Raw genomic sequence first — 14,988 nt, 5'->3', positions numbered from 1 at the left:
TAATCCCCTTCTCTAGTGAAACAAAAACTATTCAACTACTTGTGTAAACTAACATCTGCTTCACTTCCAGCAGCTAATTTCACTTTATCTTTCTTTATACTAATGAATACATCATCAAACAACTTTTCATACATAGAGTCAATCATTATACTCCAGAATTCACTTTCTAATTAATCGTAGTCACTGCTATACCTTCTTCTTCTGATTGCTACATGTAATTAGTAAATAAAAAACGTAAAGTAGTACTTCTGGATCGACATCCTTATCATCTAAGTATTTATTAAACTTCTTACATCACTCCTGTAACTATTTATTGTTGCAACTGCTTTTTCTTCATTCTCTAACCAACCTGAAAACTCTCTAATACGTTCATTTTCAACCTCTTACATATAATCCCTTGTATCATTCTAAAAAGGTTCACTTGCTTGATTTGCTTACACTATGTAGCTCAAGTTTCTTTGAATTTTGAAACCTTCTAAAAATCAAAAAATGTAGGGTGAATAAACTTTACATTTTTACCCTACCCATTCATTTTTGATCTACCTCTTTTTAAATTACTTACCATAAGATAGGATGACCAATCTTTTCTCTTATCACGTAATCTATTACGGCTGTTACAATTGTCACCAGTACTATTTTTAATAATTCTCCCCATTTCCAATCTCACCTCCTTTCAATCAAAAGCGACCAAAGGTACTCATGACAGTTATAATACTATCATCAGTTTTTAGGCACACAAAAATAGCACATGCTATGTGTCGAATGCACTTCCTTTTTCAGCTAAATGCATTTACTAATGTCGTTAGATTTCCATTAGAAATGTCGTGAATTAATAAATTAACACGTCTAATTGCCATCTTTAACTATGACCAATTCTTTTAAATAGACAATGTAATGACGGATAATAATGCAGAGTTTACATCTTGTATTCGATTAATCAAGTAAAGTATTTCATCTACTTCTATGGTTACTTCTTCTAGAATCTATAATAGGTTCTAGTGGTTCAGATAGAAATTCTCAGTAATATCCTATAACATTCCTTTCTCTGTAGAAGGTATCTCATTTCACCTGTATTTGAATATATCGCCTAACGTCCATCATCATTACCTCCAAGGATATTGAGAATCTCTTCACCATTAATTAACCACACTTCGTACTGTAGTAATACAATTTCATCACGAGACACATATAAATACAGATAATAATTACCCTCTGCATCTGTATAATTTACTGAGGTTGTCACTACAGGTTCTGGTAAATGTGCTAGTATGTTTGTTTGAACTAGTGTTTCATCGTTTTCTTCTTTCTCAAATAATAGTGATTCGTAACCTACTTCGTGTATTGAGATTGTACTAACCCCCTCACCTTCAAAAGCTTCATATAAAGCGAAATGGATTACCTTATTATTTGAATACATTCTATTACTACATCGCACTACTCTTTTCAGTAGAGTTGTTATCTTATAAAAAGATTACGCGACTATCAAATTCTTCTGGAAATAAGGAGCTTTTCCTTCATACATGTAAAATGTGAGAAATTAATATGTAATTAAACTATGTTGCCCCAGAACAAAAATTAATAAGCTTCGGGCAAGTATTTATAATAATTTGAAGATTATACAATATTTATTGGATATTAGAGAGCGAGCTATCTGTAGAAAGTAAACTTAGATAAGATGAGGGTTCTAAGATTGTTCTTTAAATCAATGATATATTTACCATTTTTTATGAGGATCAGAATGTTAATTAGCAATTGCTAATAAAACATCAGAAATTGATGCTGTTGTTTTTTGAGTAATTGTAATTACATCATCTGTTACAGTTACTGTATATTGCAATAGAATGCAATATCGTTAGCTAAAAAAACTGCTACTTTTGTAGTAAATGAATCAACATTTGCTTCAGACCCGGTTGATGTATATTCATATTGGTGTATATTCATATAAACTATACTGGCTCTAAACATGAGCAGAGGTTTGTGCGAAAAAGAAAAGCCCTTTGCAAGATAACTCTCACAAAGGACTTTCCACATCTAACTACACTCAATATATTTTTATATTGTAGTATATTGTCAGAATTGTTCGTGCGCACAGTGCACACTATTTTTAATTATTTTACTTCTACAACTGGAGCAGTAATTGTAGTTCCTGCTGCAGCTTTTGAAGTTAATAGAACTTCACCAGCAGCTGGGCTAGTTACAGTAAATGATGCATTTGAAGCAGCAAGTGTTACTAATTCAGTAGCTTGTAGTGCAGCAGTATTTGAAGCAGCACTGAATGTATATTCTACGCCATTGATTACTAATTTTTCACCTGCAGCTAAAGCTGTATTGATTGTAAATGCATAAGTAGCTGGAGTTGCTGTAGTATTACCATTTGTACCTGTTTTCGTACTATTTAGTACTTGTGAAACAGTTGAAGCAGTTACAGCAATCGATGCACTAGAACCCTCAGCAGTTGTTTTAATTACTACTTTATCTCCTACTACTGTAGCAGTAGCATCTGTACCTGTTACAGCATTAATTGCTGCAGCTACACCAGCCGCTCCTGTTTTACCTTCTAAGTCAACTAGAACTGGTGAACCACTACCGTTGATTTCAATTTCAAAACCTTCACCTGTTACAAATGTATAATCAGAAGCAATAGATTTTGAAGTAAATTCAGCAACAGTATCAGATGTTACTGTTGATGCTTGTGTAAACGTTCCAGCTGAAAGAACTCCAGCAGTTTTCTTCAATGTTACAGAAGCTTTAATATCTTGTGCTACACCTGCAGCATTTTTAGCATCTGCATAAGTAACTGTTAATGTACCAGCAGCTAAAGTAGATAGAGTACCAGCTTGAACAGTAGTAGCGAATACACCTGTATTAGCACCAGTTTCAACTAATGTTAGAGATATTGAATTATTTGCACTATCTTTTAATGAAACAGTTGCAGTGTCAACAGTTGTTGCACTTACATTAAGATCTGCATCAGCTAATGAAATTCCTAAAGTATTAGTTGCAGATGTTAAATCAACTACACTATTTGCTACTGGTGTTAATGTTAATACGCCAGTAGATGGAGCTACAGGAGTAGTTGGCATAACTGGTTTAATTGCATCAGTAAGAGGATTAGCAAGAACTGCGCTAATTACTTTAAACGTAATATTATCGCCATCTACATTGTATGAAATTGTTACTTTTTGATTATCAGTTGCATATTGAGTTAATAATGCTTCCCATGCCGCTTCACCAAATACTTCATTACCATTAGCTCCGAAGTATTTATATGTTTTGCCTGATACACCAGCATATTTCACTGGGTTTTTACCAGCAAACCAAATAGAGTTGCTGTTTGAACCAGAATCAGCTGTATTGAATTGAGTAGCTACACCAGTGTAAGAGTTTGGAACTTCATTTGTAGCTGTGAATGTAGCTGTAGCTTCTTTAGCAGTAAATGCATAGTCTTTACCGTCTGTATTAACAGCAATACCTGTAGCAATTACTTTAACAGCAGTTGTTTTACCATCCACTGAAGTAACTTCTAAATTCTTAGCAGGTGTAATAACAGTTCCTGTAGAAGATAGAGTAGCTTCATAAGTTACTGTGTAGCTACGATTTGGTGAGATAACTTGGTTATCTACTTTAATATCATTAGCACCAGTATTGTAAACTGTATAAGTTGCTTTCTTAATAGAAGTACCAGTTACTTTTTTGCCGCTTTGGTTTACTAATTCTGCTGCAAATACTGCAGTTTCAGAACCATCAAACTTAGTTACAGCTTTATTTAGATCTGATTTTTTGTATGCTTTGATAGCTGAACCATCAAGGTATGGTGCTTGGAAGTAAGAGATTGGTGCAACTGCTTTTGGTTCACCTTCATCAAGGTCGCCTTGTTTTGCATCAGAAGTATTAATATCAATCCAAGCAATTGGTGTTGCATAATCGTTTACTGTATCAGAACCGATAACAAATGTAGCTTCACCTTTATCATTTGTTTTTACAGAGATTTGTTTTGCTTTATCGCCTGTGAAGTATACTGCTGTATCTGGATCAGTATCAACGAATTTAGCATTTGTAACTGTTGAAATTACACGATCTTTATCTTCATTGAATGCAACATTAACGATTTCGTTTTTAGCTAAGTTACCAGCTTTATCTTTTACAACAACTTTGTATTCGCGACCGTTAGTAGCGCCAATTGCAGCAACTTCTCCAGCATTATCAGCACGAGTTAACTCAATTGTATACTCTGCTTGAAGTGCAGCGAAAGTTACTTTAGAAGCAGTTGTTTGTAAAGCAGATGCACTATATTTTTTGTTTGAAGTGCTATTGTTAGTGCTGTGTAGATCATATACTACTGGCGTTACAGCTGCATTAGTACCAGAAACTGTGAATGTAGCTTCACCTTTAGAATCTGTTGTAATTTGAGCAGCGTCTAAAGCTGTACCATTGCTTAATTGTAATGCTTTTACACCATTAACTGTAGCATTTGCTACTTTATCAGAAGTAACATTCATGTTTTCTACAAAACCAACATTAAATGTTTTGTTTGCTTCTGGTTTACCTGTTTTAGGGTTTTTATAAGTAACTTTGTAAGTTTTGTTTGCACCATTATTAACTGAAGCACCTGTAGTTACTTCTTCAACTGAAAGAATTGTATCTACGCCCCAGAATACATAACCAAGTGAGAATTTAGAACGATCACCAGTTGCGTAAGCAGTTACTTCATCAGTAGTATCTTTATAACGAGTATAAGAATATGTTGCAATACCCTCTTCGTTAGTTACAGCTTCCCCTACTAATGTTGGCTTAACTGCATCATTGTCTCCTGGTACGTTGAAAGTAACAGGAATACCAGCTTTAGATTGACCATCAGCTACAGTTACTTTAGCTTGAACTTTAACTTCTTGACCAAGTTTACCTTGAACCGCAGTTGATACTAATTCAACTTTAGTTGGAATTACAGCTGCGATACCTTTAAATGAACCAAGCTTTTCGCCATCTAAAGTTACAGTGTAATCTTTACCAGCTTCTTGTGCTGCAGTAGTTAAAACTACAACTTTTTGTTAGATTGCTTTACAGAAGCATTTTTAATTTCTAAGCCATCGATTTTGAAATCTAGAGCTTGAACGTTCTCAACTTCTTCGTCGAATGTTACTTCAACAGTTGTGTTGTTGATTGCTTTGATAGCTGCATCAACTGGAGTTTCAGTATCAACTAAATCAAGAGTACGAGCGAATACTACTGCGAAATCTTGACGAGTGATAGCTGCGTTTGGTTTTAAGTTTAATTTACCGTTTTCTTCAGAACCAGTGAAGATTCCGTTTGCTACAGCAGTTTCTAGAGCAGTTTTAGCCCATGGTTTAACTTGAGAAGCGTCTGCGAATTGGCTTAGGCTTTCGCTACCTTCTAAACCGAAAGCATCTACAAGAACTTTAGCTGCTTCAGAACGAGTTAAAGATTTGTTCGGTGCAAATTCGTTTGCACTTACACCTTCAAAAATGCCGTTTGCTACTACTGCTGCGATTGAGTTGTAGTACCAAGCACCTTTTTTAACGTCTGAGAAGTTTACATCGCCGTCAGCTTCTAATTCTAGAGCTTTCGTGAAGATTTCTGCAGCTTGTGCACGAGTTACTGTGTTAAGTGGGTTGAAGTTCCCGTTAGTATCACCTTGGATTACGCCAGCGTCAACTAAAGATTGAACTGCTTCTTTAGCGTATCCAGAGATTTTGTTATAGTCATTTACTTGTGCAGCAGATGCTACAGGTACGATTGCCGATGCAACTAATGCAGCTGTTGCTGATGCCGCGAAGAACTTACGGCCTTTGTTTTGCTTTGCCATTAATGTATTCCTCCCTAAAATTCCTTAAATTGATATTAATCCAACGAAAACTATAGTACCGCCTAGTTACCTAAATGTATGTATTATAGCTTTCTTGAATAATACAAAACTAAAGCAAATTTGTTAGTAAATTTACTAGAAAAAGCGTAGTAGAATACCATTCTAGTAAGTTTATTCACTTTCTACAATAATATAACACTATCTTTTCCGAAATTCAAGCATTGGGACATAAATTTAGTTATAGAAGATTTTTTTACCATACCTAATATGGTATTTAATAGAAACCATTAAAATTACAACTAATTATATCCTCATTTGGATTGGTAACATATAGTTCCGTTACCTATTATACCTTACTCTCAATAATAACCAAGCATTTTCTGGAATGGTTACTAAATTGTCAAAAATTAAAGACTCCCGTAATATTTTAGTTATAATTGTAAAGAAACAGAAATATAGAAGGCGTTTCTTAGCGAATTCTGCCTCTTCCCCAACAACTTTATGAGTTTCTTCTTTATTAAATAAAAAGCTTAATCTATCTGTCCCCATGTTGTAATAATAGATTGCCACTTTTTATGCTACACTTTTGATAGTTTGATAGAACATATCAGCTATTGAAGGGAGCTTAAAAAATGAAACGTAAATTTCCTCTTTACGGGGCCGTGCTGGCAGGCATGTTATATCTTGCGCCAACTTCCGCTTCAGCAGAAGATATTTCGAAGCACTGGGCCTACCATGAAATGAACTATCTTATTACCAACGATTTAATGAAGGGTGATGAATTCGGCCAATATCGTCCGAATGATGCTGTCACTCGTGCTGAATTTGCAGCCTTTCTTGTTAGAACACTGAACTTACCAGCAGCTTCTAGTCAGGCAACCTTTACAGATGTTAAAAAAGGTGACTGGTATTACGAAGTAGTCGAGCAAGCAAGCTATCACGGGCTAATTAAAGGTGACGAGCAAGGCAAATTCCATCCGAATAATCACATTAATCGTCAGGAAATGGCGGCTATGTTAAAAAGAGCTCTCACTTATCAAAACATCAATACATCTTCCTCCCCTATTGCTTTTAGTGATAATGCGCGCATTGCCAAATGGGCCTATGCAGATGTACAAGCTGTCGTCACAACAGGACTACTTGTTGGGAAGCCAAATAATCAATTTGCACCTCTTGCTCAAACAACTCGTGCTGAGGCAGCTACCGTGCTCTATCGTTTAATCCATTTAGAGGCGCCTGGGACAGGTGGTAAGCAATATATGACGACGAATTACTCACATGACTACTCCTCTGTAGTAAGTAAACAAACAATGAATAATCCAAAGGTCGATGGTGCTGGCCTTTTCACGGCTAGCGAGGCACTAGTGTCATACTATGTACACCCAAAAAGCTTTATGCAGGATAGCCCATCTTATTATCAATTCCTAAAATTATCTACTGTCGTCAATAATCTGAGTGCAAAAGAGCTAAATGATAAAGTACTTGCCAATAAAGGAAGCTTAGCAGGTACAGCGGATGCCTTTATTCAAGCTGGTATAGACAATAAGATCAATGCTATTTATTTAGTCTCGCATGCCTTGCACGAAACAGCCAATGGTGGTTCTGCACTAATTAAAGGGATCGAGGTTGGCTTAGATACAAATGGCAAGCCAATGGTAGCAACACCAGAAAATCGCGATAAATTAACTGCTATTAAGACAACCTACAATGCTTACGGTATTGGCGCTATAGATGCCGATGCTAATAAGTATGGTGCGGAGCGCGCTTATACAAATGGCTGGTTTACTGTTCAGGATGCCATTATCGGCGGTGCCCAATTTGTAAAGGATCAGTATATTAGCAGGGGGCAGGATACGCTCTATAAAATGCGTTGGAATCCTGATAATCCAACAGTCCACCAGTATGCAACACATGTGATGTGGGCTGTCATTCAAGCGAAAAAGATCTATGATATTTATGAATTAATTGGTGCTCATACGACAACAAACCTAGTGTTTGATGTGCCTGCCTATCAAAGTCAATCTTCCGCTCCTTCATTACCGAGTCCATCGAAGCAATACGCATTGGATTTAGGGTTAGCTGGAGCAACAGGTAAAACGACGATTAATCTCAATATGAGAACGTATCCGAATACAGCAGATAATGCTTCGATTATTACGAATTTGCCAAAGGATACCTCCTTTAAAGTTCTTGGTGAAAATGGTGGTTGGTTGAAAGTAAGTGTCAATGGACAAGAGGGCTGGGTGATTGATGATTATGTGAGTCTTGAAAATGGCTTACAAATTGTTAATATGAACATTACACTTAATGTTCGAAGTGAACCATCTACGACAAGTGTTATTTTAGGTACTGTTAAACCGAATGGCTTTATTATCGGTGTTGTAGACGATAAAGGTGAATTCATAAAAAATGGTGCCTGGTATCAGGTGCTTTACAACGGAAAAACAGGCTGGGTACATGGCGATTATATTGTAAAAAAATGATTTTAATAGGATGCGCAAAAGAAGAGTGCGATGATGATTCGCACTCTTTTTGTTAGTCATTTTTTATCACCGAGATGAAAGCGCTATATAATAGAAGAAACTCGAAATTTTAGGATATAATTTTCATACTATCCCCCTAAAATTTAGTAAATTCTACGTCAAAATAGTGTCCTAAAAAAGCTTAATAGGACAATTGCCATACCATGTAAAAATCGTTACTAATAAGAGCTATACTTTAGGTAATCATCGTTAAACCCATTATCGAAAATTTCCTGTCAATATTGCTTTTGTGGTATGATAGATTGCAGTGAAAATGGAATTACAGAAAGGTTTGAACACTATATGAGGCATGTAACGATTATGGGCGTACCCTTTTTACATATTGGTCAGCAAGGGTTTGTTGATTTACTCGTTAATCGTATTGAACAGCAAGAAAAAACTTTCGTTGTGACAGCCAATCCTGAAGTTGTCATGCAGGCAAATGAAAATCCAACTGTCATGAATTACTTAAAGCAGGCAACATACATTTGTGCAGATGGCATTGGTGTCGTTAAGGCTGCACAAATCCTTGGAGATTCACTTCCAGAGCGCGTAACTGGCTATGATACGATGGTACGTCTGTTAGAGGTTGGTCAGCAAAAGCATTTTAAAATCTATTTACTAGGTGCTCAAAAGGAAACTATCGAAAAGACGGTTGCCAATATTCATAAGAACTACCCAAACGTTGATGTCGTTGGCTATCATGATGGCTACTTCGACTGGAATAATAATGATTTTGCAAAAGAAATTGCAACTTTACAGCCTGATCTTGTATTTGTGGCATTAGGTGTACCAAGACAGGAAAAATGGATAACAGAAAACCTTGAAAAATTTTCAAAGGGTGTATTTATCGGTGTAGGTGGCTCCTTCGATGTCATCGCTGGTACTGTAAAACGTGCACCAGTACTCTGGCAAAAGTTAAATCTTGAATGGCTCTATCGACTGTTACGCCAGCCAAGTCGGTTTGGAAGAATGCTTGTACTCCCTCGCTTTGCTTTAAAGGTATTTGCATTAAAGTTTAAAGGTCAGGGCAAAACAAAATGAGTCAGTCAACATTTGTTAAAAGCACACTCATCCTGACGATTGCCACCTTACTTTCCAAAGTAATCGGAAGTATCTTCCGTATACCACTTCAAAATATTGCTGGTGATGAAGTACTTGGTATTTTTAGTCTTGTCTATCCTGTTTATATGGTAGCACTTTATTTATCCGTTGCGGGTATCCCTATCGCTATTTCTAAGCTGATTGCGGAAGCTAGGACGAGTCATGATACTGCCAAAATTAAGAAAATTTATGTGACTGCAAGAATCCTTGCATTATCCTTTGGCGTCATTAGTTTTACAATCATTTACGGCTTTTCAGAGCAGATAGCGAATGCACTTGGTGGGCCTTCAACAGAGATTGCCTTAATTATTGTTGCCCTTACATTACTGGTAGCTCCTTATATGGCTGTCTATCGTGGATTTTTCCAAGGTTTTGGGGATATGCGACCTACTGCCATCTCTCAAGTGATTGAGCAGTTAGTACGTGTTGCATTAATTTTAATTGTTGCGTATTTCCTAGTAGCAATGGATTATTCAAATGATATCGTAGCTGGTGGAATTATGGCAGGCTCTGTATTAGGAGCCCTCGGTTCACTTTTCTATTTACTCTTTAAATATTTCCGTTCTTCGGTAAAAGTGACGAGTAAGGAGAAATATTCTGGTAAGGATTTCTCTAAATACAGTAAAACCATTTTAAAGATTTCTATTCCCATTGCGATCGGTTCTGTGACAATGGCACTCTTTAACTTTGTAGATTCCTTTACGGTTACATATGGCTTAAGAAGTGCTGGTGCAGATGCAAGTGAAATTAGCTACCTTTATGGTATTTATGGTCGAGGACTTACATTAGTTCAAATTACGACTGTTTTTGCTTCTTCAATTATCTTGCCGCTTGTGCCTTTGATTACAACGAAGCTAGCTGAGCGTAAATTGGATGAAACACGCACTATTATTGAGCAAACTCATCGTATGACACATCTTATTTCATGGCCAGCTGCGATTGGGCTACTAGCCTTAACCTTGCCTTTAAATCTAGCTCTTTTTAAAGACTTTGAGGGAAGCTTAATGTTAGCCATCATCAATCTAAGCTCTGTCTTTACATCACTAACTTTGCTAGGAACAGGTATTCTACAGGGCATGAATGCTGCCAAAACAGGAGCTCTCATTATTTTGAGCGGTGTTGTCCTTAAGGTGTTTTCTAACATCTTCCTTATTCAAGCATTTGGTTTAGATGGTGCTGCCTATGCAACCTTGCTCGTGTATTTTGTGTTATTTATTGTGAATTCTGTCTTTATTTATCGTACGATTCGCTTTACTGTCCTTGGAAAAGATACGGTGAAAATGATTGTGTCTTCCATTGTAATGGGAGCAGCAGTTGGATTACCAACACTTTGGCTTGACTTTACACATTGGTCAAGAATGTCGGCAATGGGCTATCTAACTGTCGCAATCGTAGTTGGTGGAGCTCTTTACTTCCTTCTACTATGGCTGATGAAAGCTATTCATAAACAAGATTTAAAGAAAATCCCTGTTATCGGAAAAAGATTTTCATAAATAAGAGAGGTAGGACACTTATGTCAAAACAGAAATGGCTTTGGGGAATCATTGTTCTTTTACTCGTCGTTTCCTCTACAGGTATCATGAAGAGGTGGAATGCGGAGCAATCGAATGATGCTTATGAGATTGTTATTCCCTATGATGAAATACAAACCGCAGAAAAAAATAGCGACCTAACAATGGATGAAATTCTTTCCTCCTTAAAGGATGCTGGGCTGAATACTGTGAGTCTAGAGCCCTTAACATTAAAGGAAATGGAAAAGCAAAACTTAATTACTGTTTATAAAGAAAGTGAGTTAGCAGCACAATTATTGTTTACACCTTATAAAGATGCTATTGATATCACTAATAGCGGCTATTATATTCGAGTGCCTGAAAACGAAAGCTACCAAAAACTGATCATGGAGAGCGTTGAACCAGAGGAAGTACAAATAGGAGAAGAAGCTTTCTATTTCCTTCCTGCTTCTAACCACAATTTTGATTTAAAAACTCCAATTGGCTATGATCAGCCTGCTATTGACATGATTAGTAAGCATGGACTAGCTCACATCTTTAAGGTGGAAAATGCAGATAATGAAGTAGCTAATGAAAAGTTGGTCAATCAATTAGTCGATTTAAAAGAGGCTTCAGCAGGCCGCTTACTTGGTCAAGGTGATGAAGCTATTGGTTTTGGACAAGAAGACGGCAATCAATTAGTTGAAAAATTAAATGATGCTGGCTATTACTTTTACACAATTGAAAGTAACCCACTTAAAGGCGAAAGTAAAATCGCTCAAATGACGGATTACAATATGATTCGTTTGCATAGCATCAATGTCAATAGAGAGACTAAATTAAAGCTAAATGCAAGTATTGACCGTACAACACGAGCTGTCAAAGAGCGTAATATTCGCTCTATTTTCTATCATATTAAAACAACAGGTAATGCCAAAGAAAATGTAGAAGAAACGATTGATTATTTAAATGGTGTGCATGACACAATGCCAGATCATTTCAAAGCAGGTGAACCAAAGCTATTTGATAAAGTAGTAGTGCCAGCTTGGGTCACAGCAACCGTATTAGTAGCAGGTATTTTATTTACCTTTATCATTTCAGAATTAGTAAAATGGATGCCTCTTCGTATCGCGGCAGCTGGCTTTATGGCTGTACTAGCAATTGCGTACTTTATCCTGAAAAGTACTCTATTTTTACAAGCATTTGCACTCATTATTGCAGTCCTTGCACCAACCTATGCAGTCATCAAATCAGCGCAAGGTTCTACGAAGGTTTCTAACATATTGATCCAATACTTAAAGGCAGTAGCAATTAGTGTAATTGGCATTGTTATTGTCATTGGCTTATTGAATGGTAATGCCTTTATGACAGGCTTTGCTGTATTTAAAGGGGTTAAGCTTGTTTATCTTATTCCAATTATGGGTGTTTTACTATTTACAGTGATTGAGATAAACCGACTAGCTGAACAAAACATTAAGAACTCTTTATCAAATACGGTAACATTGTTAAATAAAGAATTAAAATATTGGCATGTGTTACTACTCGTTGTGTTGGCAGGTGTCGGATTATTTTACATTAGCCGAACAGGTAACTCTGGCTCTGTAAGTGATATGGAATTAGCCTTTAGACAATGGCTAGAAAATACATTGTATGTTCGACCAAGAACAAAGGAATTTTTAATTGGTTTCCCATTCTTCATTTTAGCGTTATATGTAATGGGTATTAATCGCAAATGGGGAAGTATTCTCCTAGTACCAAGTGTTATTGGTTTCTTATCCATCATGAATACATTTACTCACCTACACATCCCAGTAGCTGTTTCTGTATTACGTACACTATACAGTGTATCTCTAGGTCTTGTAGTAGGACTTGTGTTTATCCTAATCTTCAAAATCGGTTATCGTTGGGTTTCTAAGGCAATCGCGAGGTGGTCATAATGCACGTTGTTTTATCTGGCTATTATGGATTTGATAATGTCGGAGATGATGCCATTCTACTGTCCATTATCCAATCTTTAAAAAAGTGGCAAAGTGATATAGAGATCACGGTATTATCTAATAATCCAGCAGCTACTGAGCAAACATATGGTGTCAAAGCCATTAACCGTTGGAAAATGAAAGAAATTCGTCAATTACTTAAAACAGCAGATGGACTGATTAGTGGTGGCGGTAGTCTCATGCAGGATCAAACAGGCATGAAAACGATTCCTTACTATGCGGGCGTTATTCAAATCGCAAAATGGTTGAAGAAGCCAGTATTTGTTTACGCCCAAGGTATGGGTCCAATCAATCACCCGCTTAGTAAATTTATTGTTCGTACAGTTTTTAATAAGGTCGAACAAATAACAGTCAGAGATAGAGCCTCTCTAGCTCTTTTAACAGAGATCGGTGTGCGAAAAGAAACAAAGATCGTACCAGATCCTGTTATGGGACTTAACGGTAATGACTTTCATTGTGAGTGGCTAGAAAATGTCTCTTTGTCAGCCGATAGCTATATCTCTGTAAGCGTTCGAGATTGGCCATCCGCTGTTGCCTACAAGGAAAAAATTGCACACAGCCTAGATGAATTAGTACGTCAGGGTGAGCAAATCGTTTTCCTGCCTATGCATGGTGAGCATGATTTTATTACTTCACAGGAAGTAGCAGCACTTATGAAGGAAAAGAGCTTGATTGCTCCTGCTGATTTATCTATTGAGGAAAAAATCACAGTGATTGGTCAATCTCAACTATTAATAGGTATGCGACTGCACTCCTTAATTTTCTCGGCAATCTATGCGACACCGTTTATTGCCATTTCGTATGATCCGAAAATTGATGCGTTTGCTGATATCGTTGATCAGCCTGTCATCGGTCATGTCGAGGTTGATGATTGGAATGGTGTAACATTGTTTGAACAAGCTGTAGCAATTCTTGAATCCTATACAACAGTTCAAGAAAAAATGCGCCAGGCCGTCATCCCATTGCAAGATGAAGCAACTGCAACTGCTAAATTAGCAATTGATGCTTTGTCAAAATAAACATTAAAAAATGATGAATTTCAATGTTAATTGAAATTCATCATTTTTTTCCTACTTCTAATAATTTTAAAATAGACTGGGCCTGTTGCATATGCATGGCTAAAACATATTGACCTGCTTGCATTAAAATTTGCGCCTTCACCATATTCATCATCTCTTTTGCGATATCTGCATCTCGAATACGAGACTCTGCTGCTTGTAAATTCTCTGCCGTGTTCACATTAGCATTATAGGCATGTTCCAAGCGGTTCTGATAGGCACCAAGACGTGAGCGCTCATTGGAAACATGTTTTAAGGCTTCATCCATTGAAGACATAGCTTTTTCCGCATCCTCACGAGTAGCAATAGAAGTATCCTTCAACCCAAGTGCCTCGGACCCCATCCCATTGATAAATAATTCTATACTCTGTCCTGCATTGGCGCCTGCTTGAATCTTGATGCCATTTGTTTCATAATCCCCATTAAGTAATGTCTTTGTATTAAATTCTGTATCGGTTGATGTGCGCTGGATTTCCTTTTTTAATTCCTGAAATTCCAAATCTAATTTTTTACGATCATCATCTGTTAATGTATCATTGGCTGCCTCCACTGCTAACTCACGCATACGCTGAATCATGGCATGTGTCTCATTCAGTGCCCCCTCTGCTGTCTGCACAAGCGAAATACCATCCTGTATATTCTTAGCTGCCATATTCAAGCCACGAATTTGGGCACGCATTTTTTCAGAAATCGCCAGTCCTGCTGGATCGTCTGCTGCACTATTAATTCGATATCCGGAAGAAATTCGTAGCATAGCTTTACTCATCGCCCCATAATGACGATTCATATTATTCATAATTGCCATCCCTGTCGCTGACCACTTACCAAGCATGATTTCACCACCTTCTTGTTTTTATATCGGTCCAACATCTCATCTATTGACCTTAATACTGGAAATCGTTTCTAATTTTTTATGTGTTTTTAACATTTTATAGTTGATTAACTACATAATAAAAGCACCTGCTTGTCATTTATGATAAGTAGGTGCTTACT

At 36.8% G+C, this 14,988-nt stretch carries 9 protein-coding genes; 5 read left to right on the top strand and 4 right to left on the bottom strand.

All coding sequences use genetic code 11. From position 1 onward, the window contains the following. Positions 1-1,087 precede the first annotated feature (1,087 nt). The 3 genes from LBYS11_RS03030 to LBYS11_RS03020 form a co-directional block, all read right to left on the bottom strand. The gene (locus LBYS11_RS03030; protein ID WP_103117438.1) at positions 1,088-1,417 is read right to left on the bottom strand and encodes a hypothetical protein; all 330 of its coding nucleotides are present in this window, start codon (positions 1,415-1,417) and stop codon (positions 1,088-1,090) included. 691 nt (positions 1,418-2,108) lie between these two features. Then, positions 2,109-4,499 (bottom strand): hypothetical protein, encoded by a 2,391-nt coding sequence (locus tag LBYS11_RS03025; RefSeq protein WP_103117437.1) that lies wholly within the window; start codon positions 4,497-4,499, stop codon positions 2,109-2,111. A 536-nt stretch (positions 4,500-5,035) separates the two neighbouring features. Beyond that, on the bottom strand, positions 5,036-5,824 hold the full coding sequence (locus tag LBYS11_RS03020) for an S-layer homology domain-containing protein (protein WP_103117436.1): 789 nt from the start codon (positions 5,822-5,824) through the stop codon (positions 5,036-5,038). Positions 5,825-6,456: 632 nt separating this feature from the next. Between LBYS11_RS03020 and LBYS11_RS03015 the strand changes: the two genes are divergently transcribed. The 5 genes from LBYS11_RS03015 (at position 6,457) to csaB (ending at position 13,956) form a co-directional block, all read left to right on the top strand. Continuing rightward, complete coding sequence (locus tag LBYS11_RS03015) at positions 6,457-8,307, top strand: S-layer homology domain-containing protein (RefSeq protein ID WP_103117435.1); 1,851 nt, start codon at positions 6,457-6,459, stop codon at positions 8,305-8,307. Between the two features lie 342 nt (positions 8,308-8,649). After that, positions 8,650-9,390, top strand: coding sequence for a WecB/TagA/CpsF family glycosyltransferase (locus LBYS11_RS03010; protein ID WP_233732380.1), 741 nt, complete (start codon positions 8,650-8,652; stop codon positions 9,388-9,390). Then, positions 9,387-10,943 (top strand): putative polysaccharide biosynthesis protein, encoded by a 1,557-nt coding sequence (locus LBYS11_RS03005; RefSeq protein WP_054548722.1) that lies wholly within the window; start codon positions 9,387-9,389, stop codon positions 10,941-10,943. Before LBYS11_RS03010 ends, LBYS11_RS03005 begins: the two co-directional genes overlap by 4 nt. Before the next feature lie 20 nt (positions 10,944-10,963). Beyond that, entirely contained in the window at positions 10,964-12,877 is a 1,914-nt protein-coding gene (locus LBYS11_RS03000) for a DUF5693 family protein (RefSeq protein WP_103117434.1), read from the top strand. Further along, entirely contained in the window at positions 12,877-13,956 is a 1,080-nt protein-coding gene (gene csaB, locus LBYS11_RS02995) for a polysaccharide pyruvyl transferase CsaB (protein WP_103117433.1), read from the top strand. Before LBYS11_RS03000 ends, csaB begins: the two co-directional genes overlap by 1 nt. Positions 13,957-13,996: 40 nt before the next feature. Here csaB and LBYS11_RS02990 read toward each other — a convergent pair whose 3' ends face one another. Then, positions 13,997-14,827, bottom strand: a complete 831-nt coding sequence (locus tag LBYS11_RS02990; RefSeq protein ID WP_103117432.1) for a flagellin N-terminal helical domain-containing protein — start codon at positions 14,825-14,827, stop codon at positions 13,997-13,999. Positions 14,828-14,988 lie beyond the last annotated feature (161 nt).

The sequence above is a fragment of the Lysinibacillus sp. YS11 genome (genome assembly GCF_002896375.1).
GTDB classification, from domain to species: Bacteria; Bacillota; Bacilli; order Bacillales_A; family Planococcaceae; genus Lysinibacillus; species Lysinibacillus capsici.
Note: the sequence above shows the minus strand (reverse complement) of the source record. Positions and strands in the feature narration are given on the sequence as shown.